General features: G+C 46.5%; 31 protein-coding genes. 2 read left to right on the top strand and 29 right to left on the bottom strand.

From position 1 onward, the window contains the following. Positions 1-434 precede the first annotated feature (434 nt). Positions 435-2,708 carry a hypothetical protein gene (locus tag AKL11_RS09075; protein WP_067516615.1) on the top strand — a complete coding sequence of 758 codons (2,274 nt, stop codon included), beginning with the start codon at positions 435-437 and terminating at the stop codon, positions 2,706-2,708. Positions 2,709-2,720: 12 nt separating this feature from the next. Here AKL11_RS09075 and AKL11_RS09070 read toward each other — a convergent pair whose 3' ends face one another. The 29 genes from AKL11_RS09070 to rpsJ form a co-directional block, all read right to left on the bottom strand. Further along, positions 2,721-5,384, bottom strand: coding sequence for a hypothetical protein (locus tag AKL11_RS09070; RefSeq protein WP_067516613.1), 2,664 nt, complete (start codon positions 5,382-5,384; stop codon positions 2,721-2,723). Positions 5,385-5,524: 140 nt separating this feature from the next. Further along, complete coding sequence (gene rplQ, locus AKL11_RS09065) at positions 5,525-5,917, bottom strand: 50S ribosomal protein L17 (protein ID WP_067516611.1); 393 nt, start codon at positions 5,915-5,917, stop codon at positions 5,525-5,527. A 68-nt stretch (positions 5,918-5,985) separates the two neighbouring features. Further along, positions 5,986-6,987 (bottom strand): DNA-directed RNA polymerase subunit alpha, encoded by a 1,002-nt coding sequence (locus AKL11_RS09060; protein ID WP_067516609.1) that lies wholly within the window; start codon positions 6,985-6,987, stop codon positions 5,986-5,988. 31 nt (positions 6,988-7,018) lie between these two features. Further along, positions 7,019-7,639, bottom strand: coding sequence for a 30S ribosomal protein S4 (gene rpsD / locus AKL11_RS09055; protein WP_067516606.1), 621 nt, complete (start codon positions 7,637-7,639; stop codon positions 7,019-7,021). A gap of 15 nt (positions 7,640-7,654) precedes the next feature. After that, positions 7,655-8,044: a 30S ribosomal protein S11 gene (gene rpsK / locus AKL11_RS09050; protein ID WP_067516604.1), complete on the bottom strand. Its 390-nt coding sequence runs from the start codon at positions 8,042-8,044 to the stop codon at positions 7,655-7,657. Positions 8,045-8,104: 60 nt separating this feature from the next. Further along, positions 8,105-8,461, bottom strand: coding sequence for a 30S ribosomal protein S13 (rpsM, locus tag AKL11_RS09045; RefSeq protein ID WP_067516602.1), 357 nt, complete (start codon positions 8,459-8,461; stop codon positions 8,105-8,107). Positions 8,462-8,781: 320 nt separating this feature from the next. Continuing rightward, a complete protein-coding gene (gene rpmJ, locus AKL11_RS24545; RefSeq protein WP_081622108.1) occupies positions 8,782-8,895 on the bottom strand; it encodes a 50S ribosomal protein L36 in 114 nt (37 codons plus the stop codon). Between the two features lie 59 nt (positions 8,896-8,954). Then, positions 8,955-10,280: a preprotein translocase subunit SecY gene (gene secY, locus AKL11_RS09040; protein WP_067516600.1), complete on the bottom strand. Its 1,326-nt coding sequence runs from the start codon at positions 10,278-10,280 to the stop codon at positions 8,955-8,957. Further along, entirely contained in the window at positions 10,281-10,715 is a 435-nt protein-coding gene (gene rplO, locus AKL11_RS09035) for a 50S ribosomal protein L15 (RefSeq protein ID WP_067516598.1), read from the bottom strand. A 1-nt stretch (position 10,716) separates the two neighbouring features. Further along, positions 10,717-10,902, bottom strand: coding sequence for a 50S ribosomal protein L30 (rpmD, locus tag AKL11_RS09030; RefSeq protein ID WP_020582398.1), 186 nt, complete (start codon positions 10,900-10,902; stop codon positions 10,717-10,719). A 3-nt stretch (positions 10,903-10,905) separates the two neighbouring features. Continuing rightward, entirely contained in the window at positions 10,906-11,421 is a 516-nt protein-coding gene (gene rpsE / locus AKL11_RS09025; protein WP_067516596.1) for a 30S ribosomal protein S5, read from the bottom strand. Positions 11,422-11,433: 12 nt separating this feature from the next. Beyond that, positions 11,434-11,784: a 50S ribosomal protein L18 gene (gene rplR / locus AKL11_RS09020; RefSeq protein WP_067516594.1), complete on the bottom strand. Its 351-nt coding sequence runs from the start codon at positions 11,782-11,784 to the stop codon at positions 11,434-11,436. A gap of 14 nt (positions 11,785-11,798) precedes the next feature. Further along, positions 11,799-12,332: a 50S ribosomal protein L6 gene (gene rplF / locus AKL11_RS09015; RefSeq protein ID WP_067516592.1), complete on the bottom strand. Its 534-nt coding sequence runs from the start codon at positions 12,330-12,332 to the stop codon at positions 11,799-11,801. A 12-nt stretch (positions 12,333-12,344) separates the two neighbouring features. Continuing rightward, the gene (rpsH, locus tag AKL11_RS09010; RefSeq protein WP_067516590.1) at positions 12,345-12,737 is read right to left on the bottom strand and encodes a 30S ribosomal protein S8; all 393 of its coding nucleotides are present in this window, start codon (positions 12,735-12,737) and stop codon (positions 12,345-12,347) included. Between the two features lie 28 nt (positions 12,738-12,765). Next, the gene (gene rpsN / locus AKL11_RS09005) at positions 12,766-13,071 is read right to left on the bottom strand and encodes a 30S ribosomal protein S14 (protein WP_067516588.1); all 306 of its coding nucleotides are present in this window, start codon (positions 13,069-13,071) and stop codon (positions 12,766-12,768) included. 16 nt (positions 13,072-13,087) lie between these two features. Continuing rightward, positions 13,088-13,627, bottom strand: coding sequence for a 50S ribosomal protein L5 (gene rplE / locus AKL11_RS09000; RefSeq protein ID WP_067516586.1), 540 nt, complete (start codon positions 13,625-13,627; stop codon positions 13,088-13,090). Between the two features lie 10 nt (positions 13,628-13,637). Next, entirely contained in the window at positions 13,638-13,955 is a 318-nt protein-coding gene (gene rplX / locus AKL11_RS08995) for a 50S ribosomal protein L24 (protein ID WP_067516584.1), read from the bottom strand. Positions 13,956-13,967: 12 nt separating this feature from the next. Continuing rightward, complete coding sequence (rplN, locus tag AKL11_RS08990) at positions 13,968-14,336, bottom strand: 50S ribosomal protein L14 (RefSeq protein ID WP_067516582.1); 369 nt, start codon at positions 14,334-14,336, stop codon at positions 13,968-13,970. A gap of 129 nt (positions 14,337-14,465) precedes the next feature. Beyond that, positions 14,466-14,729: a 30S ribosomal protein S17 gene (gene rpsQ / locus AKL11_RS08985; RefSeq protein WP_067516580.1), complete on the bottom strand. Its 264-nt coding sequence runs from the start codon at positions 14,727-14,729 to the stop codon at positions 14,466-14,468. Between the two features lie 4 nt (positions 14,730-14,733). Continuing rightward, positions 14,734-14,925: a 50S ribosomal protein L29 gene (gene rpmC, locus AKL11_RS08980; RefSeq protein WP_067516578.1), complete on the bottom strand. Its 192-nt coding sequence runs from the start codon at positions 14,923-14,925 to the stop codon at positions 14,734-14,736. Then, on the bottom strand, positions 14,925-15,338 hold the full coding sequence (gene rplP / locus AKL11_RS08975) for a 50S ribosomal protein L16 (RefSeq protein WP_067516576.1): 414 nt from the start codon (positions 15,336-15,338) through the stop codon (positions 14,925-14,927). The genes rpmC and rplP overlap by 1 nt, the downstream gene beginning before the upstream one ends. Positions 15,339-15,349: 11 nt before the next feature. After that, positions 15,350-16,054: a 30S ribosomal protein S3 gene (rpsC, locus tag AKL11_RS08970; protein ID WP_067516574.1), complete on the bottom strand. Its 705-nt coding sequence runs from the start codon at positions 16,052-16,054 to the stop codon at positions 15,350-15,352. A gap of 11 nt (positions 16,055-16,065) precedes the next feature. Continuing rightward, on the bottom strand, positions 16,066-16,401 hold the full coding sequence (gene rplV / locus AKL11_RS08965; RefSeq protein ID WP_067516572.1) for a 50S ribosomal protein L22: 336 nt from the start codon (positions 16,399-16,401) through the stop codon (positions 16,066-16,068). A gap of 11 nt (positions 16,402-16,412) precedes the next feature. Beyond that, positions 16,413-16,691: a 30S ribosomal protein S19 gene (rpsS, locus tag AKL11_RS08960; protein ID WP_067516570.1), complete on the bottom strand. Its 279-nt coding sequence runs from the start codon at positions 16,689-16,691 to the stop codon at positions 16,413-16,415. A 21-nt stretch (positions 16,692-16,712) separates the two neighbouring features. After that, positions 16,713-17,540 carry a 50S ribosomal protein L2 gene (gene rplB, locus AKL11_RS08955; RefSeq protein ID WP_067516568.1) on the bottom strand — a complete coding sequence of 276 codons (828 nt, stop codon included), beginning with the start codon at positions 17,538-17,540 and terminating at the stop codon, positions 16,713-16,715. An 11-nt stretch (positions 17,541-17,551) separates the two neighbouring features. Next, entirely contained in the window at positions 17,552-17,848 is a 297-nt protein-coding gene (gene rplW, locus AKL11_RS08950; RefSeq protein WP_067516566.1) for a 50S ribosomal protein L23, read from the bottom strand. Further along, on the bottom strand, positions 17,845-18,447 hold the full coding sequence (gene rplD, locus AKL11_RS08945) for a 50S ribosomal protein L4 (RefSeq protein WP_067516564.1): 603 nt from the start codon (positions 18,445-18,447) through the stop codon (positions 17,845-17,847). The genes rplW and rplD overlap by 4 nt, the downstream gene beginning before the upstream one ends. A 12-nt stretch (positions 18,448-18,459) precedes the next feature. After that, a complete protein-coding gene (rplC, locus tag AKL11_RS08940) occupies positions 18,460-19,098 on the bottom strand; it encodes a 50S ribosomal protein L3 (RefSeq protein WP_067517284.1) in 639 nt (212 codons plus the stop codon). A 102-nt stretch (positions 19,099-19,200) separates the two neighbouring features. After that, positions 19,201-19,536 carry a 30S ribosomal protein S10 gene (gene rpsJ / locus AKL11_RS08935; protein WP_020582417.1) on the bottom strand — a complete coding sequence of 112 codons (336 nt, stop codon included), beginning with the start codon at positions 19,534-19,536 and terminating at the stop codon, positions 19,201-19,203. Positions 19,537-20,065: 529 nt separating this feature from the next. Between rpsJ and AKL11_RS08930 the strand changes: the two genes are divergently transcribed. Beyond that, positions 20,066-20,728: a class I SAM-dependent methyltransferase gene (locus AKL11_RS08930; RefSeq protein ID WP_067516562.1), complete on the top strand. Its 663-nt coding sequence runs from the start codon at positions 20,066-20,068 to the stop codon at positions 20,726-20,728. The last annotated feature ends 80 nt before the right edge of the window (positions 20,729-20,808 follow it).

Below are 20,808 nucleotides of genomic sequence, written 5' to 3'. Positions count from 1 at the left end.
TTATCATTATTGTCATAGCACCCAAGATGAACTGGTGAAGAATGTCAAAGCCTTCTGCGTGCAGATTAACCAAAAACCAGTCGAGTTAGCCGACAGACTCCATACCAAGACGTCTCTTGACGAGGAGGAAGAGGTGCTCAGAAAACCGGTTAAGCCAAAACCAAAATAAAACCGATGGTTTCAAGTGAGTTTTGGTTTATACATATGATGGGCTCATATTATTTAGAGCTGACCAGCAGCTTCTCTGACTTGATTGATACCCGTTAGATTATTATTCCGCTTTTATAACTTGTTTTTGACACCCATTGCTTTCCGACGAGCCGTTGTCCAGCAACCGCCCCTATGGCCGAGATTTACTTGTGTTAACCCGGTTCTTCACACCCAGTGAGACCTTAGAAATTTTAACAAGACTTATAGAAAGGGGCTGGCTGGTCATGGACTCAGAGCAAATGCAACATCGCCTGAATCTCGAAAATGCAATGGTAGGGGCAGAGTTCAGGACGCCTCAAGAAAGTAATTCATCACTTCATCACTCACCCCTAGAGCCTCAAATAACAACCCAACAAGGGGAAAGCACTGCAGATAGCGGCATGTCATCAGATGAGACCTGGAAAATTGAATCAGCTCAACAAGAAAGAAAACTGCTGATGGCGATTGAAGATATCAAAAAAACAGAGATTGATGACAAGCTGGAATTTAAAAAATACCTTGCAGAGCTTTATAAGCAATCCAATAGCCTGATGACGATATATAATCAGCGTGTTCAGAATCTGTTGTTGGATGATCGATTTCTACACCGCCATACCAATGAAATATCATCACTGCTCATTCGTGGGTTAATGCCGCCTCTAGAGGAAGTGAAATCCATAGAAAAATCGCTTACCTCTACCCGAAAGAAAGCAAAAGAAGAGACCATTGATCAGCAAACATCTACTGCCGTAAAAGAAATGCAGAAAGTAGAAGCTATCTGCAAGGATGTGAAATCACGAATCATCAAATACACTCGCGCACCTAAGCCCGTCAAAATCGCCAAAAAAACACAGGATAAACCGCTTGATCAGCACGCCATCAGTTTGCAAAACGCCATCAAGCAGGTGAATCCAGCACCATTCCAGCAAAAGGCAGAAGTGCCTGTTTCGAAGAACACGCTTCTTTCAACAGAAAATCTAAACCTGAAGGCACGACAGGAAGCAGCCCCCAAAGAACCTGAGAGCATAAAGTCAAAGCAGCTGAAAGTACTTGTAGACAACTTACTTCCTTCTGACACAGGTCAAAATGAGAAAATTCAAAGGTTAATTGAACAGGAATATCAAAAATACTCAGCCTTGCAATCATTTCTATCAGTTGCGAGACAAAAATGTAACTTGCTTGGAATGAGAGCGGATAAAGTCTGCGTTGCCTGTGAGAGTGCACTGAGCAAGCTTGATAGTTTCAGGTCAGGCAGCTCATTCACCATGAATGAACTATTAGAAGTGGACAAAGCCATTCAAACACTGGAAAGATTCGATAAAAAATTACCCGGAGAAGTGTGGCAACTACTCACAGAACTGAAGCCAAGTGTGGCAGATCATAGGCACCATCTACTTAACCTACAATGCCGAAAATTACTGATGGATGGGCCTGCAACAATGACTCAGAAGTCAGAGATAAAACACTTCTGCGAAGTAGAGAGGTACCTTAATTTATTGACCGAAAATGCATCAGAGAAAGCCATTGACGATCAGTTTACTAAAGTATTTGGTGACACTTTTACATCAGCTTCACAATGCAAGAAAGGGCTTTCAATTGCAAATAAACCTCAAGAGCTGCAGGCACTAATTACCAATTTTGAAACTCGAAACTTTTCAGAAATAGCAATTTTTGCGAAAAAAGCGAAAGAACAGCAAAACGAAAAATATGTGAATATTTTCAATGCAGGGGTGAGAGCATACGAATACATCACTAGTGATTTACATAATAATTTACAAAACGCAGCAATAAACTTCAGGCTCTCCGAACCTGATGTTAACTACAAAAAAATGACTGAAACGCTTTTAGCGCGCTTCAAAGATTATCTAGAGGCTAGAGATTTCATTGGAACACCAACTAAACTTCAACAACCACCCATTTTAGAAAGTAATGACAAGTCTTCAGAAGTAACAATATGCATTGAAGCATTATTATATACACTAGGAGAAACCAACCAAAAAAGCCCAAATTTACATATCAAAAACTTAATAACTGATTTGGATGCTATAGCTAATGATTTAAAAAATGGCGGTAACTCATTTCACAACCGTGAAAGAAATCTTATCAATGCACTTTTAACTAAGGAGCTGGCTCCAGAGGTACTAGGAAGATTTCTACCGGAATGGCTACGATTAAAAAGCATTATGACCAAACCTTCAGCACACAATAATTCAAAAAAACCATCAGTAAACCAAAAGGAAATATCAAAAGAATTCATTGAAAGCTTACCAATTTATGAAGAAAACAGAGCATCAAAATGGTTGAAACAGATATTCAACGCATCCACAAAAGACCAACATATGCTATATCTTGGCATAGCTAAAACCCTTATACCAATCTGTATATGTGCAGATGCCTCATCTGAAATAAAAAAACAGTTCATCAACTCACTATCAAACCGTTTAAGAGAAAAAAAGGACGATTCTTACCTTACCGAAATATGTAACTCACTCGATAAGGCAATTATATCAATCACATAATTTCACGAACAATTATTTAATTGAACTAGGGTATTCAGCAACACACTGCCGAAGCACTCCGAAATTTTCTTCTGATTTTAGAATACCAAAAATCTCACCTGCAATTGGCGGCAACGTTGCCAAAGGTGTTAATTCTTGTTTGTATTGTTTAGGGTTAAAAGTGAACAACGGGCTATTAATAATTGCTATAACAGCATCTTTATCAATATTATTTTCTTTGGAGGACTTATTAACAAGAGCCAACCCTATTCTTTGCAAAAGCTCAACATGCTTCATCTGGGTAGCAGTAGCCCCATAAATATCCTCTCTTGGCTCAGGCTCACCAACCGTTAAACTCCTAACGGATGTATATAGTCGAGAATAAATTGGTTGATTTACACTACGCGTATATGATGATTTACTATATAAAACTTGGGTGAACAAAGAATTCAAAACAGCGATTCGATTAATTAAAAGACCAGTAAATTCTTCACTAAACACCCTATTCATGACAACGTCATCACTTTGATTTATCAATTCTAAAATCAACTCAGATTCTTTAAGTAACGCTCGTGCATCACCATTACGACCATCATTCAAATGAGACGAAAGCCAGCAGTTGCAACCACCACACGGGGAATTTAAAAAATCAACACCCACTGCGTGGGCAAGGAAAGATTGAGCTTTAACCAGATGCGAGTAATCATCACTCTCTAAATTACTGTAACGTATTGGAAATTTAAATATAATGCTTTTATCAATCCAAGTAACTAAAGTAGTTTTTTCTGATTCAGGAAGCTTTGAAAAGTCACTCCCATCTAAAACCCTGTCTACTTCTTTCAATACGAACTTCAAGTGTTCATGTTGAGTTTTTGTCAAATTAAAGGGTCTAACTTCCATCACACCATGAAGAATTGAATGATGCTGATAGGGTGGAACTCCATTTTCAGCTTTATTTATCAAGATGTATTTATAGATAGACTCTAAAAGAAATAGCTTTTGATTTAATGGTATACGATAGAGCTGAGCAACAAGAAGTTCATAAAAACCAACACTCTCAACATTTGTTTTTTCATTATGGGCTATAGATTTAAGAGACTCTAATGGATGGCTCATATAATCTTCAACCTTGACAGAAAGCCTCTCAACCTCTTTATCCCTGACTTCCATAGCTTTTTTGAATTTAGATAAAGTGTCATTATACTTACACACTAAGCTTGACACTTTCCCTGAAAGGTTTAAATTATTTTCTTTTTCTTTCTTTAAATCACTCTCGAGTAAACGATTTTTCTTTTCATGCTCTGCCATAATACCTCGTAATGATTCAAGCCGACTTTCAGCAAACATCTTCTTTTCTTTAATAGACTTAAGATTTTTCGTTTGTATTTCCAACCTATCCTCTAAAGATTGCTTCCTCTTATGTAAGCCCTCAAGAGAATGCCTCTCATTATCTTTGGAACACTGACACTCTTTCTGTATTACTTGAAGCTCGGCTTTTAAGCCAGTTATTTCTCTACCCTTCATATCTAACTCATCTTTACATTTTTCATAGCGCGATGTTAGACAAACGAATTCCTCCTGGTTTTTTTTGTTTTCTACCTTCATTTTTTCAACATGCGCTGTAGCCGATCTATAAGCAGAAAGGGAACTTATCGAATCATCTATACTTAGTCGATTACAGGCATTTTCAGCCGAAAGTTCAATAAACACATCCAATGTTTTATTACGAATCTCCTTATCAGGAAACAGCTCAACACCATCAAAATTTTCATAATTAGTTACAAGAGAATCACCTGTTTGATAGTTGCCATAACAAACCTCAAAACCAGCGGGATTTTTAGAAAAGACATTCGCCCCCAATACTCCAGCACTGAATAACATTGTTTCCAATGTAGCTAGCTTACCCTTTGTCTGTTCAGGAGCAGCATACGCCTCGAAAAAAATACCACCCAGCTCGGGCCTAGGTCGATCCTTTTGAACCACACCAGCCATATCTATAAATTGTATTTTCTTTGTAGCTGGATCAATGAAAATATTTCCCAGATTAGGATCCGGGTGAGCAAATCCCATTGCATCGATATTCTTAATCTCTTCTAACAGCGCTATGACGAAATCAAATTTATCAAGTATTGTAAGTTTTGCTGATAGGTAGTCCCTTGCTGAAATACCAGGTGCTTTAAGTAAGTCCAAGTATCTAATAGTTTTAGTCCTGTCAGCCTTTTGATCATATTCGTCTTTAATTCCGCTTCCCAGTGTACTTTTTTGTGATAAATGCAGGTCATACTCACTTTTCGCTAAACCATGTTGATCCTCTTCCTGGATCTTCATTACTCGGTTATATTCATCATCGTGAATAATACACCAGTGACCACTGCTATCCCGTCCAACTAAACAGCTGCTATATACTTCACCAAAGGCTCCTTTGCCTAAGCATTCCTTAGGTGAGTAATCATTGATTATTATTACTTTCGCTCCTATATCCGAACAATTAAATCCAACAATAGTATTACGGTACTCGCTTGAATCAACAGAAATAATATCACCCTCTAACCTAGAGTTAGTAATTTCCGAATATACTTTGTCCACCCTACTAGCGTCATCACTAGTTAATACATCAATTTTATTCTCAATAGTTTTTTGATGGCAGCAGAGTACGGAATCATACGGAAGTGAAATACATGGTCGGGAAATGTTCATTGTGAGTGCCTAAAAAATTATTATTCTTTTAAGACAAAAAAAAAGGCAATAAGTTCGAAGGTTTGATAAAGCGAGGGCTAAAAGATGTACATTAGGACTGAAAATTAAAAAAAGCCGGGCGAACCCGGCTTTTATCTAACTTATTCTTCGTCAGCTGCTTCGACTGCTTCAACAGCAGGACGATCCAGTAACTCAACATAAGCCATAGGAGCGTTATCACCATGGCGGAAACCGCACTTGATGATGCGGATGTAACCGCCTGGACGCTCTTTAAAACGCGGACCCAAGTCAGTAAACAGTTTACCAACAGCAGCCTTGTCACGAAGACGATCGAACGCAAGACGACGGTTAGCAACACTGTCTTCTTTAGACAGAGTGATCAGCGGTTCAGCAACACGACGAAGCTCTTTAGCCTTCGGCAGTGTTGTTTTGATTACTTCATGCTCAACCAGGGAAGCAGTCATGTTCTTGAACATCGCTTTGCGATGTGAACTGTTCCGGTTGAGCTTGCGGCCACTTTTACGATGACGCATGGCACAAACTTCCTCTTTTTACTGGACGCTACCTCTGTTTCAACAACGGTGGTAGCGCTCAGCCGCAATTAAGCAGAAACCTTGTCGTCGCCCTTCAGACTGGCCGGTGGCCAGTTGTCGAGACGCATACCCAGGCTCAGACCACGAGAAGCAAGTACATCCTTGATTTCAGTCAGGGACTTCTTGCCAAGATTCGGAGTCTTGAGCAATTCAACTTCGGTTCGCTGGATCAGGTCACCAATGTAGTAGATATTCTCTGCTTTGAGGCAGTTAGCACTACGTACAGTAAGTTCAAGATCATCAACAGGACGGAGAAGAATCGGATCAACTTCATCTTCTTCCTTCACTGGCTCTGGCTCAGACTCACCTTCCAGATCAACAAATACAGCCAACTGCTGCTGCAGAATAGTCGCAGCACGACGGATGGCTTCATCCGGATCCAGAGTACCATTGGTTTCCAGGTCAATAACCAGCTTGTCGAGGTCAGTACGCTGTTCAACACGAGCACTTTCTACGACATAGGAAACACGGTATACAGGGCTGTAGGTGGCATCCAGCTGCAGACGACCGATAGCACGAGTTTCCTCTTCGTCTTGACGACGGCTGTCGGCTGATTCATACCCACGACCACGAGCAACCCGCAGTTTCATGTTCAGATTGCCCTTGTCATTCATGTGGGCAATAACATGATCAGGATTAACGATTTCAACATCGTGATCCAGCTGGATGTCAGCAGCGGTGACGACACCGGCACCTTTTTTGCTCAGAGTCAGAGTAACGCTGTCACGGCCAGTCATACGAATAGCCAGACCTTTCAGGTTGAGCAGGATTTCGATAACGTCTTCCTGAACACCTTCAATGGCGCTGTATTCGTGCTGTACGCCATCAATCTCTACTTCTGTCACGGCACAGCCGGGCATAGAAGAGAGAAGGATACGACGCAGGGCATTACCAAGAGTATGCCCAAAACCACGCTCAAGCGGTTCCAGGGTAACCTTTGCCCGTGTCAGACTGATTTCTTCGACATCAATATGTCGAGGAGTTAAAAATTCAGTAACCGAATTCTGCATGGATGTCACACCCCACCTAACTGTCTATCCCTTACTTGGAGTACAGCTCGACGATCAAGTTTTCGTTGATGTCGGCCGCCAGATCACTCCGCTCGGGCAGCGTCTTGAAGATGCCTTCTTTTTTAGTAGCATCGACTTCAACCCACACGGAAAAACCGCGTTGAGCTGCAAGTTCAAGCGCTGCACTGATACGCAGCTGGTTCTTTGCCTTTTCACGGATAGCAACCACGTCACCAGCTTTAACCTGGTAAGACGGGATGTTTACAGTCTTGCCATTAACCATGACAGCTTTGTGGCTGACCAGCTGACGCGCTTCTGCACGGGTAGAACCGAACCCCATGCGGTAAATCACGTTATCAAGGCGTGACTCAAGAAGTTGCAACAGGTTAGAGCCTGTAGCACCCTTCAAACGGTCAGCTTCCTTGTAGTAATTACGGAACTGCTTTTCCAGAACGCCGTAGATACGACGAACTTTCTGCTTCTCACGAAGCTGCACACCGTAGTCGGAAAGACGACCACGACGCTGGCCATGCTGACCAGGTGCATTTTCTGCCTTGCACTTTGACTCGAGCGCACGAACACCACTCTTCAGAAAGAGATCGGTGCCTTCACGACGAGACAATTTGCACTTAGGGCCTATATATCTAGCCATTTACCGTTCTCCTGCTTATACACGACGCTTCTTGGGCGGACGACAACCATTGTGTGGGATCGGAGTAACATCAGTAATGTTATTGATCTTGAAACCACAAGCGTTGAGCGCGCGTACAGCGGATTCACGGCCTGGACCAGGCCCTTTAACATTCACGTCGAGATTCTTCAGACCAAACTCAGCGGCTGCACGTCCAGCACGTTCAGCAGCAACCTGTGCAGCGAACGGAGTACTTTTACGGGAACCACGGAAGCCGGAGCCACCTGCAGTTGCCCAGGACAATGCATTACCCTGGCGGTCGGTAATTGTCACGATAGTGTTGTTAAAAGAAGCGTGGATATGGGCTACGCCATCCACTACCGACTTTTTAACCTTCTTACGTGTACGAGTACCTGGCTTTGCCATATCAGAACAAATCCTGTATTAAAAAAGTCGTTGCTGTCTCATTAAAGAGAGTCAACGATCTTACTTGCGAATCGGTTTGCGCGGACCCTTACGAGTACGGGCATTAGTCTTCGAACGCTGACCACGAACCGGAAGACTGCGACGGTGGCGAAGACCACGATAGCAACCCAGATCCATGAGGCGTTTGATGTTCATGCTGATTTCGCGACGCAGGTCACCCTCAACGTTCAGTTTTGCAACTTCAGTACGCAGGGATTCCAGCTGATCTTCGCTCAGATCAGATACTTTGGCAGAAGGGTTAACACCAGTAGTAGCACAAAGCTGCTGAGCTGAAGTTTTACCAACACCAAAAATGTAGGTCAACGAGATAACGGCATGTTTGTTATCTGGAATGTTGACGCCAGCAATACGGGCCATTCAATCGTCTCCGTTATTACATTTAACCGTACATCAGCTATTTGCAATTCTTACGAACTTAAATAAGACTGAAGTACGTCACCATTTCATTTCTCTGACTTTCATCAGTCTCGTGAGAATGGCTGCCTTCATCCTGTTGTACTGTTCAGGCTGGTGTAAAACACAGCCCTCTAACAACAACAGGTCGAAAGGCGGAAATTCTAATCCGTCTTTCGATAAAACACAACCGCTCATGACAAAATCATGAACGGCTGTGTAATTCTTAGTCACATTAAACCAGATCAGGTCTCATTCAGGAATCCGTAGATTCCCGATAAATGTTAGCCCTGACGCTGTTTGTGACGTGGCTCCTGACAGATCACGCGCACATTACCCTTACGCTTAATGATCTTACAGTTGCGGCAGATTTTTTTAACCGACGCACGTACTTTCATAACTTACTCCACAACCGTTGCAGAACTACTCTTTAAAAGAGTCTCTTAACGAGTGGTAACTAGCGAACCAAGCCGCCGTTACCATAGCCCTTAAGATTGGATTTCTTCAGCAGCGACTCATACTGATGCGACATGAGATGCGACTGCACCTGAGCCATGGTGTCCATCACCACGACAACCACGATCAACAAGCTGGTTCCCCCGAGGTAGAAAGGCACGTTAGCCGACACTACCAGAAACTGAGGAATCAGACACACTGCTGTCATGTAAAGAGCACCGAACATAGTCAGGCGAGTCAATACACCATCAATATAACGCGCAGACTGTTCACCAGGACGAATACCCGGGATGAATGCGCCTGACTTCTTCAAGTTATCAGCAACATCTTTTGGATTAAAGACAAGCGCCGTATAGAAGAAACAGAAAAAGATGATGCCTGCCGAGAACAACAGGATGTTCAGTGGCTGACCCGGACCCAGCGCCAGAGCAATATCTTGCAGCCAACCCATGCTCTCACCCTGACCGAACCACTGCGCAATTGACGCAGGGAACAGCAGCAAGCTTGAAGCAAAGATAGCTGGTATAACACCCGCCATATTAACTTTCAAAGGCAGATGACTGCTCTGAGCCGCAAACACCTTACGTCCTTGTTGACGCTTGGCATAGTTTACGGTGATCCGACGCTGTCCACGCTCAATAAAGACCACAAATGCGATAATCGCGACTGCCAGTATAGCGACAGCCAGCAACATCAGAATATTAACGTCACCCTGACGTGCGGACTCGAAAGACCGCACAATCGCACTTGGAAGACCTGCGACAATACCTGCAAAGATGAGAATCGAGATGCCGTTGCCAATACCTCTTTCAGTCACCTGTTCGCCCAGCCACATCATAAAGACGGCACCGGTAACGAATGTAACAACAGCCACTATGTAGAAGCTCATGTCAGTGCTGAAGGCAACACCCTGATTGGCCAGACCGACAGTCATGCCAGTGCCCTGAATCAGAGCAAGGGCAACGGTCAGGTAGCGGGTGTACTGGCTTATCTTGCGACGTCCGGACTCACCTTCCTTTTTAAGTTGCTCCAACTGCGGGCTCACTACGCTCATCAACTGAACAATAATGGACGCCGAAATATAAGGCATGATACCCAGAGCCAGTACAGACATTCTCTCCAGCGCACCGCCAGAGAACATGTTGAACAGGCCTAATATAGTGCCTTCATTTTGTTGAAACATCCGAGCCAGTGCATCAGGGTTGATGCCCGGCACAGGGATGTGCGCACCGATCCTGTAAACCAGGATCGCCAGAAACACGAACTTAACACGAGACCATAGCTCGTTTAAGCCGCTTTGATTCCCAACAGGTAGTGTCTTAGCCATTTAGTCCTCGATCTTACCACCGGCAGCTTCAATCGCAGCACGGGCGCCTTTGGTAACAGCCAGACCTTTAATGGTGACTGCTTTAGCCAATTCGCCAGACAGTACCACTTTCGCACGTTTGATGCTACCGCCGATCAGATCTGCAGCTTCCAGAGCCGCCAGATCGATCACGTCAGCTTCAACGTTGTTCAATTCGTGCAGACGAATTTCAGCAGTAAAGCGCGCCTTGCGAGAAGTGAAACCGAATTTAGGTAGACGACGCTGTAATGGTTGCTGACCACCTTCGAAACCAGGCTTAACAGAACCACCAGAACGAGCCTTCTGACCTTTATGGCCACGACCGCCGGTCTTGCCCAGGCCGGAGCCTATGCCACGACCTACGCGCTTACCCTCTTTGCGGCTACCTTCAGCCGGGCTCAGAGTATTCAAACGCATATTATTCTCCTTCTACCCGGACAAGGTAGGAAACCTTGTTGATCATGCCACGAACCGCTGGAGTATCTTCTACTTCAACAGTGTGTCTGATACGACGCAGGCCCAAACCCCGTACGCAAGCCTTATGGCTTTCGAGGCGACCGCTGGTGCTCTTCAAGAGCGTCACTTTGATCATCTTCTTAGCCATGACTTACCCCAGGATGTCCTCAACAGCCTTGCCACGCTTGGCAGCAATGCCTTCAGGAGAACGCATGTCACGCAGACCGTTGAAAGTTGCACGAACGACGTTCACAGGATTGGTGGAACCGTAGCATTTAGCCAGTACGTTATGCACGCCAGCTACTTCAAGAACGGCACGCATTGCACCACCGGCGATAACACCAGTACCCGCAGAAGCAGGCTGCATGTAAACCTTGGAAGCACCGTGACGGGCTTTCACTGCGTACTGCAGAGTATCACCGTTCAGGTCAACATTAATCATGTTGCGACGGGCAGCTTCCATAGCTTTCTGGATAGCGATTGGCACTTCACGGGCTTTACCGCGACCGAAACCAACCTTACCCTTACCATCACCAACAACGGTCAGTGCTGTAAAGCCGAAGATACGACCACCTTTCACCACTTTGGCTACTCGGTTGACCTGTACCAACTTCTCAATCAAGCCTTCGTCGTTGTTAGGCTTACGATCATCTCTATCTCTTGCCATGACGTTCTACCCTTAGAATTCCAGTCCGCCTTCACGGGCTGCATCGGCTAACGCCTTGACACGACCGTGATATTTGAAACCAGAGCGGTCAAACGCCACCTTGGTCACACCCGCCGCCTTGGCACGTTCAGCAACCAGAGCACCAACTTTCTTGGCAGCATCTACGTTACCGGTAGCTTCGCCACGCAGTTCTTTTTCAACAGTGGAGGCAGTAGCCAACACTTTGTCGCCGTTAGCGGCGATAACCTGCGCATAAATGTGGCGAGGCGTACGATGAATGCTCAGACGTATGGCACCCAGCTCACGCATCTTAACCCTTGCACGAAGGGCACGACGCAGGCGAGAAGATTTTTTGTCCATCATGATCTCACCCTACCTTACTTTTTCTTGGCTTCTTTGCGACGAACACGTTCGTCAGCATAGCGAACACCCTTACCTTTATAAGGCTCAGGACGACGGAATTCACGAATTTCCGCAGCAACCTGTCCGACCAACTGCTTGTCGATACCCTGTACCAGAATTTCAGTCTGGGTTGGGGTTTCTGCAGTCACGCCTTTTGGCAGGCTGTATTCAACCGGATGGGAGAAGCCCAGGTTCAAAGTCAAGGTATTACCCTTGGCCTGTGCACGATAACCAACACCAACCAGCTGAAGCTTTTTAGCAAAGCCAGTGGTGACGCCAGTTACCATGTTGTTAACCAGAGCACGGGTGGTTCCTGCCAGAGCACGTGAGTACTTGGCACCATCACGTGGAGCAAACGTCAGAACGTTTTCTTCCTGTGCAACTTCGACATTGTTGTGAACAACAAGTTCCAGTTGACCTTTAGGTCCTTTGATAATCAGACCTTGGCCATCGTGCTTGATCTCTACACCAGCAGGGATAGCAACAGGGCTTTTGGCTACTCGAGACATAATACCCCTCCCTTAGAATACTGTGCAGAGAATTTCGCCACCAACACCGGCTGCACGAGCAGCACGTTCGGTCATTACACCTTTGTTGGTTGACACGATAGCGATACCCAGACCGCTGTTTACTTTAGGCAGAGCTTCCTTGCCTGCGTATGAACGCAAACCTGGACGACTGCTGCGCTTAAGGCTTTCAATAACTGGCTTGCCTTCGAAGTATTTCAGTTCGATGGTCAGTTCAGTTTTAACGTCGCCAGCTACGCTGTAGTCAGCAACAAAACCTTCATCCTTTAAAACCTTGGCTACAGCCACTTTGATTTTTGAGGATGGCATGGTGACAGAGGCGTGCTCTGCCATCTGGGCATTACGGATACGAGTTAGCATATCTGCTAACGGGTCCTGCATACTCATTATCTATATCTCCCGAAGATGAAATGGCTTACCAGCTGGCCTTAACCAGACCTGGAACATCACCACGCATCGCTGCTTCACGCAGCTTGATACGGCTCAGGCCGAATTTGCGCAGAACGCCGTGTGGACGTCCAGTAACTCGACAACGGTTACGCAGACGAGCTTTGCTCGCATCACGTGGTTGCTTTTGAAGAGCTACCTGTGCATCCCAACGCTCATCTTCAGTGCTGTTAGGATTGTTAATCACAGCTTTCAGCTGTGCGCGCTTTTCAGCGAATTTGGCAACGGTTTGCTGACGCTTCAGTTCCCGTTGCTTCATGGATACTTTTGCCATAAAACTCGTACCTGTATCAGTTACGGAATGGGAAGTTGAAAGCCTTCAGCAGAGCACGGCCTTCATCGTCATTCTTGGCAGTTGTGGTCAGAGTAATGTCCAGACCGCGAAGAGTGTCGATTTTGTCATAATCAACTTCAGGGAAGATGATCTGCTCTTTAACACCCATGCTGTAGTTACCACGTCCGTCGAAGGACTTGGCACTCACACCACGGAAGTCACGTACACGTGGCAGAGCGATGTCAACCAGACGCTCCAGGAACTCATACATGCGATCGCTACGCAGAGTTACCTTCACACCGATTGGCCAACCTTCACGAACCTTGAAGCCAGCAACAGAGTTGCGAGCCTTGGTTACCACAGGCTTCTGACCGGCGATTTTTTCCATGTCGGCCAGTGCGTGCTCGATGACTTTCTTGTCACCAATCGCTTCACCCACACCCATGTTCAGGGTGATTTTGGTAATGCGTGGCACTTCATGAACGTTCTTCACACCAAGCTCTTCTTTGAGCTTTGGAAGAATCTCTTCACGATATTTAGTTTTGAAATTTGCCATCACTCTCCCCTTACGCGCCAACAGGCTTGCCGTTAGACTTGAATACGCGCTGCTTTTTACCATCTTCAGAAGTGGTAAAGCCAACACGATCAGCCTTGTTGGTTTCAGGGTTCAGAAGCGCAACGTTAGAAGCTTGAATAGCCGCTTCTTTCTCTACGATTCCACCAGGAGTGCCCAACATTGGGTTAGGCTTCTGATGTTTCTTCATCATGTTGATACCAGAAACAATCAGTTTGCCGTCAGCACGAACGGTTTGCACTTTACCGCGCTTACCTTTGTCCTTGCCGGCAATTACGATGACTTCGTCATCACGACGGATCTTTTTCATGTTCTGCTCCCGTTACAGTACTTCTGGGGCCAGTGAAATGATCTTCATAAACTGCTCACCGCGCAGTTCACGAGTCACTGGTCCAAAGATACGTGTACCGATAGGCTGGTTGTTTGCGTTAAGCAGAACAGCCGCATTGCCATCGAACTTGATCAGGGAGCCGTCTGGACGACGAACACCTTTACGTGTACGAACAACAACGGCGTTCATCACCTGGCCTTTTTTGACCTTACCGCGTGGAATTGCTTCCTTAACGGATACTTTGATGATGTCACCAATGTGTGCGTAACGGCGATGGGAGCCTCCCAACACCTTGATACATTGTACTCGACGTGCGCCGCTGTTATCAGCGACTTCGAGTTCACTTTCTGTTTGGATCATTACTTTATCTCCAAGCCCAAACTGCAGGCGGGTACTCGCCGGCTATCATACAAACAGCCGATCCGACAGACAATAAAAAACCATCTGCCAGACCGGCTATCATCAACTCAAGCCCAAAGCACCAAAGCCTTAGATCTGAGTGGCACGCTCGTCAATGGATACAAGTGCAAATGTCTTGCTCTTTGACAGAGGACGCGTCTCTTTAATGGTTACAACGTCGCCCATACGGCATTCGTTGTTCTCATCATGAGCGTGCAACTTGGTGGACCGCTTCACGATTTTACCCAGAAGCGGATGCTTTACCCGGCGTTCGATGAGAACAGTGACGGTTTTATCCATCTTGTCGCTCACAACCTTGCCGGTAAGAGTACGGACCATTTTGGCTTCAGTCATCTTTTTACGCTCCTGCCTTTTGGTTCAGGATGGTTTTCACGCGAGCGATGTCGCGCTTAACCTGCTTCAGCAGATGACTCTGTGCCATTTGGCCAGTAGCTTTCTGCATACGGAAATTAAACTGATCCCGCAGCAGAGAGAGAAGCTCAGTATTGAGCTCCTCTACAGACTTTTCACGCAGTTCAGCAGCATTCATCACATTACGCTCCGCTTAACGAAGGTAGTTTCCAGTGGCAGCTTCGCAGCAGCCAGAGCAAAGGCTTCACGAGCCAGCTCTTCGGACACACCTTCCATCTCATAGAGAACGCGGCCTGGTTGAATCTGGCACACCCAGTATTCCACGTTACCCTTACCTTTACCCTGACGAACCTCAAGAGGCTTGCCGGTGATCGGCTTGTCTGGGAAGACGCGGATCCAGATTTTACCACCACGCTTAACGTGACGGGTCATGGCACGACGAGCCGCTTCAATCTGACGCGCAGTTATACGTCCACGACCAACAGCTTTCAATGCGTATTCGCCGAAGCTAACCTTGGAGCCGCGCAGAGCCAGACCGCGGTTGCGGCCTTTCATCTGCTTACGGAACTTAGTACGTTTAGGTTGTAACATTTCCGCGCTCCTTAATTCTTAGCTTGACGCTTTTTATTAGGGCGACGTGGCTGCTGATCTTTTGGAGTTTCAATAACCGGTGGAACGCCACCAATTACTTCGCCTTTAAAGATCCAGACCTTCACGCCCAGGATACCGTAAGTAGTCAGGGCTTCGTACTGTGCGTAATCAATATCAGCACGCAGAGTGTGAAGCGGCACACGACCTTCGCGGTACCATTCGGTACGTGCGATTTCAGCGCCACCCAGACGACCACTCAACTGAATCTTGATGCCCTTGGCACCCATACGCATAGCATTTTGTACAGAGCGCTTCATGGCACGACGGAACATCACACGACGCTCCAGCTGACCAGCGATGCTCTGAGCTACCAGCATGGCATTCAGTTCAGGCTTACGAATTTCTTCAATGTTGATGTGCACAGGCACGCCCATCATTTTGGTAATGGCCTGACGCAGCTTCTCAACGTCTTCGCCTTTCTTACCAATCACGATACCTGGACGGGCAGTGTGAATAGTAATACGAGCGCTTTGAGCTGGACGCTGGATATCAACATGACTGACAGAAGCATTTTTCAGCTTCTTTTCAATGAAACTACGCACTGCTAGATCGGCATTCAGCTTGTCAGCGTAATCGCTACCGTCTGCGAACCAGACTGAACGATGAGGCTTGACGATGCCAAGGCGAATTCCATTAGGATGTACTTTTTGACCCATGTGACCGCTCCTTAGACCTCTGCAACCTTAACCGTAATATGGCAAGACCGCTTCAGAATGCGATCAGCACGACCCTTGGCACGTGGACGAATGCGCTTCATGGTCATTGCTTCGTCAACGAAGCAAGTAGACACTTTCAGCTCATCAATATCCATGCCGTCATTGTGCTCAGCGTTTGCAATAGCAGACTCAAGCACTTTCTTAACCAGAACCGCAGCTTTCTTAGGGCTGTAGCTCAACAAATTCAGGGCTTCGCCTACTGCCTTGCCACGAATCTGGTCAGCGACCAGACGCGCTTTCTGGGCAGAAATGCGAGCGCCTTTATGCATAGCAGCAACTTCTTTCATTTCATAACCCCTTAGCGCTTCTTGGCCTTTTTGTCTGCTGCGTGGCCGCGATATGTACGGGTAGCAGCAAACTCGCCCAGCTTATGGCCGACCATGTCTTCACTTACGAAAACGGGTACGTGCTGACGACCGTTATGAACAGCCAAAGTCAGACCAACCATAGTTGGGATAATCATTGAGCGGCGGGACCAGGTCTTGATCGGACGCTTGTTGCCGCTGTCAGCCGCTTCTTCAACCTTCTTCAACAAGTGAAGGTCGATAAATGGGCCTTTTTTCAGTGAACGTGGCACTATCGTATCCTCTCTCTGGGCTTACTTCGCGCTGCGACGACGTACGATCATTTTGTCCGTACGCTTGTTGGAACGAGTCTTACGACCCTTAGTCGGAACACCCCATGGCGTCACAGGATGACGACCACCGGAAGTACGACCTTCACCACCACCATGTGGGTGATCAACCGGGTTCATGGCAACACCACGAACGGTTGGACGCACACCACGCCAGCGCTTAGCACCCGCTTTACCCAGGGAGCGCAAACTGTGCTCACTGTTAGAGACTTCGCCCAGAGTGGCACGACAGTCAGCCAATACTTTACGCATTTCACCGGAACGCAGACGCAGAGTAACGTAAGCACCGTCACGAGCGACCAGCTGGGCAGAAGCACCAGCACTGCGGATCATCTGAGCGCCTTTACCAGGCTTCATTTCAATACAGTGTACGATGGAACCCTGTGGGATATTGCGCAGTGGCAATGTATTTCCCGCTTTAATTGGGGCATCAACACCGGAGAAAAGTTGATCACCGGCTTTCACACCTTTAGGTGCGATAATGTAACGACGCTCACCGTCAATGTATTTCAACAGAGCGATATGCGCGGTACGGTTTGGATCGTATTCCAGACGCTCAACAACAGCTGGAATGCCGTCCTTGTTACGACGAAAATCTACGATACGATAGTGCTGCTTATGACCACCACCACGATGACGGGTAGTGATACGGCCAGCATTGTTGCGACCACCAGTTTTAGACTTCTTTTCCAGCAGAGGCGCGTATGGACGGCCTTTGTGGAGGTCAGGGTTTACAACCTTGACTACGAAGCGGCGACCTGGAGAAGTCGGCTTGCATTTGATAACTGCCATTCTCTAGCTCCTTATTCCGCGTCCGCGAAGTCAATTTCCTGACCTTGCTCCAGGCTGACGTAAGCCTTTTTCCAGTCTGAGCGATGGCCCATACCGAAACGTGTACGCTTAGTCTTGCCCTTAACAACGACAGTCCTGACAGCTTTAACGCTGACTTCAAACAGCTGCTCAACAGCTTTTTTGATTTCGAGCTTGGTTGCGTCCTTAGCTACCTTAAAGACGTACTGGTTATGCTCTTCAGCAACAACAGTGGCCTTCTCGGAAATGTGAGGACCAAACAGTACTTTAAAAATACGTTCCTGGTTCATCCCAGCATCTCCTCGAACTTCTTGATGGCAGCAACAGTCATCACGACTTTGTCGTGAGCAACCAGGCTAACCGGATCAATACCCTGTACGTCACGAACATCCACATAAGGAATGTTGCGAGCAGCCAGATAAATGTTCTGATCCACTTCTTCGGACACGATCAACGCGCCGTTAGCGTTCAGCTCATTCAGCTTGGCAACAACCAGTTTTGTCTTAGGAGATTCAACAGCGAACTGCTCAACCACCACCAGACGATCTTGACGAACCAGCTCAGACAAGATGGAGCGCAGTGCTGCGCGGTACATCTTTTTGTTCAGCTTTTGAGTGTGATTCTGTGGTTTAGCAGCAAATGTTCTGCCGCCCCCGCGCCACAATGGGCTACGGATGGTACCGGCGCGCGCACGACCGGAACCTTTTTGACGCCATGGCTTACGACCACCGCCGCTAACTTCGCTGCGTGTCTTTTGAGCCTTGGTACCTTGACGAGAACCCGCCATGAAAGCAACAACCGCCTGGTGAACCAGAGTTTCGTTGAATTCAGTGGCAAAAGTTACGTCTGAGACCTGAACGGCATCTGCACCGTTTACCTTCAGTTCCATAATCTAATCCCCTCAGGCGCCAGCTTTCACTGCTGGTTTAACAACAACGTCAGCACCGGTAGCACCAGGTACTGCGCCTTTTACCAGCAGCAGGTTACGCTCGCCATCTACACGAACGATTTCCAAGGACTGTACGGTTACTTTCTCAGCACCCATATGTCCAGCCATTTTCTTGCCTTTGAAGACTCGACCTGGAGTCTGACACTGGCCGATAGAGCCAGGTGCACGGTGAGACAGAGAGTTACCGTGAGTCGCGTCTTGCATACGGAAGTTGTAGCGTTTGATAACGCCCTGGAACCCCTTACCCTTAGACTGACCAGTAACGTCTACTTTCTGACCTTGTTCAAACAGGTCTACACCGATAACGTCGCCAGCTTTATATTCAGCGTCAGCGTCGATACGGAATTCCCAAAGCCCATCACCAGCTTCAACGCCTGCTTTGGCGAAGTGGCCAGCCTTTGGCTTGCTTAAACGGCTGCTTTTTTTGCTACCAGAAGTTACCTGAATCGCAGTATATCCGTCGGTTGCCTGGGTTTTCACCTGGGTAACGCGGTTTGGATCAACTTCGATTACGGTTACTGGTATTGAAGCACCGTCTTCGGTGAAAACACGGGTCATACCGCGTTTCTTGCCGACTAATCCAATAGTCATTTCAACCTCTCTCGTGTACGGGGCTAACACCCACTATGGCCGCTCACTTCAGAGCTGTTACACAAAAGTGTGCACACTTTGATGGAGAGCCCATTGGCCTTATTAACCGAGACTGATTTGCACTTCAACGCCGGCTGCCAAGTCCAGCTTCATCAGTGCGTCTACAGTTTTTTCGGTGGGCTCGATGATGTCGAGAAGACGTTTATGAGTACGGATTTCATACTGATCACGAGCGTCTTTGTTGACGTGTGGAGAAATCAGAACTGTAAAACGTTCTTTTCGGGTTGGCAGAGGGATCGGACCACGCACCTGCGCACCAGTTCTCTTCGCAGTATCAACGATTTCCTGCGTAGACTGGTCGATCAGGCGATGATCAAAAGCTTTCAGACGAATGCGAATTTGCTGCGCCTGACCGCTTTGTTTTGATTGTTGGCTCATCTTGTTCTAACCATGGTATATAAAGAACGAAGTCTGGCGATCAATGTCACCAAGACAAAAGGACGCAAAATTTTACTAATCACAAAAGCATCTGTCAACACAAGTATTCAGACAAATTAATCTCAACCCTGAAGGCAGTGGATTTGCTCTCTGTAAAACGGTCGAATCATCTACTGGAAATCATACTCTTTTAAAGCCATAGAAATGTATAAGGATTAGCTGAAGCCCTGAGAGGCGTTTGCTTATTTTTGACCGCCCAGGATAACCTGTTATTTTATAAAGAACATCTACGCGAATATGGAATAAGTAAAAATGGAGATCATACCTTTGACGCAAACATCCACCCCGAGACCACCAAGGAAACAAAAAACACCACAAACATACCGACCTGAATTACGACGCACCCCACTACCCAGAGATTATGGGGTGCCTCTATCGACAACCCTCAAACATTACCCAGCTGCCTCCCCCCCTTAGTACCACCAACCAACTTGCTACCAATGCAGAATCAAAATAAAGGCATAGAAAAATGAGCACACAGACACTTCAACTAACAGAACCCCTGATAGACTACCTGCACAAATTTGGCTTACGAGAACACCCAATACAGGCCCAACTTAGAATACTCACCAGCAAACACGCCAGAAGCGTCATGCAAATTTCTCCAGAGCAAGGTCAATTCATGGGCATGCTCGCCAAACTAATCAACGCTAAACATTGCATAGAGATCGGTACGTTTACCGGGTACAGCGCACTGTCTGTTGCACTAAATCTCCCCAAGGATGGAAAACTCATCGCCTGCGACATCAGCTCTGAGTACACAGATCTTGCAAAACCCTACTGGAAACAAGCTGGCGTAGATCAAATCATCGACCTTAATATAGCCCCCGCACTTGAAACCCTTTCACGACTCATTACCGAAGGGCGGGAAAACTCATTCGACATGGCTTTTATTGATGCAGATAAAACCGGTTACGACACCTATTACGAGCAATGCTTAAAGCTGATTCGCCCCGGCGGACTCATCCTTATTGATAACGTGCTTTGGAGCGGACATGTTGCCGAAGCAACAGCAATTGACGAGGATACTATCGCGCTCAAAGCGCTTAATATAAAGATCCATCAAGACGACCGTGTCGATATGATGATACTGCCTATTTCTGACGGATTATCGTTAATCGTTAAGCGCTAACCCAAATACCGTAACGATCCAAACCTGCCGACCAACATAATAATCCTGCATGCAGTTATAAAGGATTGAGAAACAGTCCT

It is taken from the genome of Endozoicomonas ascidiicola, from assembly GCF_001646945.1.
Classification (GTDB): Bacteria; Pseudomonadota; Gammaproteobacteria; order Pseudomonadales; family Endozoicomonadaceae; genus Endozoicomonas; species Endozoicomonas ascidiicola.
Note: the sequence above shows the minus strand (reverse complement) of the source record. Positions and strands in the feature narration are given on the sequence as shown.

Coding starts and splice junctions, on each gene's coding strand:
- rpsE (WP_067516596.1), bottom strand. CDS start 11,421: ATGGCAAGAGATAGAGATGATCGTAAGCCTAACAACGACGAAGGCTTG.
- AKL11_RS09070 (WP_067516613.1), bottom strand. CDS start 5,384: ATGAACATTTCCCGACCATGTATTTCACTTCCGTATGATTCCGTACTC.
- rplP (WP_067516576.1), bottom strand. CDS start 15,338: ATGTTACAACCTAAACGTACTAAGTTCCGTAAGCAGATGAAAGGCCGC.
- rpsC (WP_067516574.1), bottom strand. CDS start 16,054: ATGGGTCAAAAAGTACATCCTAATGGAATTCGCCTTGGCATCGTCAAG.
- AKL11_RS09060 (WP_067516609.1), bottom strand. CDS start 6,987: ATGCAGAATTCGGTTACTGAATTTTTAACTCCTCGACATATTGATGTC.
- rpsK (WP_067516604.1), bottom strand. CDS start 8,044: ATGGCAAAGCCAGGTACTCGTACACGTAAGAAGGTTAAAAAGTCGGTA.
- rpsJ (WP_020582417.1), bottom strand. CDS start 19,536: ATGAGCCAACAATCAAAACAAAGCGGTCAGGCGCAGCAAATTCGCATT.
- rplR (WP_067516594.1), bottom strand. CDS start 11,784: ATGATGGACAAAAAATCTTCTCGCCTGCGTCGTGCCCTTCGTGCAAGG.
- rpsH (WP_067516590.1), bottom strand. CDS start 12,737: ATGAGTATGCAGGACCCGTTAGCAGATATGCTAACTCGTATCCGTAAT.
- rplO (WP_067516598.1), bottom strand. CDS start 10,715: ATGCGTTTGAATACTCTGAGCCCGGCTGAAGGTAGCCGCAAAGAGGGT.
- rplF (WP_067516592.1), bottom strand. CDS start 12,332: ATGTCTCGAGTAGCCAAAAGCCCTGTTGCTATCCCTGCTGGTGTAGAG.
- rplQ (WP_067516611.1), bottom strand. CDS start 5,917: ATGCGTCATCGTAAAAGTGGCCGCAAGCTCAACCGGAACAGTTCACAT.
- AKL11_RS09075 (WP_067516615.1), top strand. CDS start 435: ATGGACTCAGAGCAAATGCAACATCGCCTGAATCTCGAAAATGCAATG.
- rplV (WP_067516572.1), bottom strand. CDS start 16,401: ATGAAAGAAGTTGCTGCTATGCATAAAGGCGCTCGCATTTCTGCCCAG.
- rplW (WP_067516566.1), bottom strand. CDS start 17,848: ATGAACCAGGAACGTATTTTTAAAGTACTGTTTGGTCCTCACATTTCC.
- rpsN (WP_067516588.1), bottom strand. CDS start 13,071: ATGGCAAAAGTATCCATGAAGCAACGGGAACTGAAGCGTCAGCAAACC.
- rplB (WP_067516568.1), bottom strand. CDS start 17,540: ATGGCAGTTATCAAATGCAAGCCGACTTCTCCAGGTCGCCGCTTCGTA.
- rpmJ (WP_081622108.1), bottom strand. CDS start 8,895: ATGAAAGTACGTGCGTCGGTTAAAAAAATCTGCCGCAACTGTAAGATC.
- rplC (WP_067517284.1), bottom strand. CDS start 19,098: ATGACTATTGGATTAGTCGGCAAGAAACGCGGTATGACCCGTGTTTTC.
- secY (WP_067516600.1), bottom strand. CDS start 10,280: ATGGCTAAGACACTACCTGTTGGGAATCAAAGCGGCTTAAACGAGCTA.
- rplE (WP_067516586.1), bottom strand. CDS start 13,627: ATGGCAAATTTCAAAACTAAATATCGTGAAGAGATTCTTCCAAAGCTC.
- rpsD (WP_067516606.1), bottom strand. CDS start 7,639: ATGGCTAGATATATAGGCCCTAAGTGCAAATTGTCTCGTCGTGAAGGC.
- rpmD (WP_020582398.1), bottom strand. CDS start 10,902: ATGGCTAAGAAGATGATCAAAGTGACGCTCTTGAAGAGCACCAGCGGT.
- rplX (WP_067516584.1), bottom strand. CDS start 13,955: ATGAAAAAGATCCGTCGTGATGACGAAGTCATCGTAATTGCCGGCAAG.
- rplN (WP_067516582.1), bottom strand. CDS start 14,336: ATGATCCAAACAGAAAGTGAACTCGAAGTCGCTGATAACAGCGGCGCA.
- rplD (WP_067516564.1), bottom strand. CDS start 18,447: ATGGAACTGAAGGTAAACGGTGCAGATGCCGTTCAGGTCTCAGACGTA.
- rpsM (WP_067516602.1), bottom strand. CDS start 8,461: ATGGCCCGTATTGCTGGCGTCAACATTCCAGATAACAAACATGCCGTT.
- rpmC (WP_067516578.1), bottom strand. CDS start 14,925: ATGAATGCTGCTGAACTGCGTGAAAAGTCTGTAGAGGAGCTCAATACT.
- AKL11_RS08930 (WP_067516562.1), top strand. CDS start 20,066: ATGAGCACACAGACACTTCAACTAACAGAACCCCTGATAGACTACCTG.
- rpsQ (WP_067516580.1), bottom strand. CDS start 14,729: ATGACTGAAGCCAAAATGGTCCGTACTCTTACCGGCAAGGTTGTGAGC.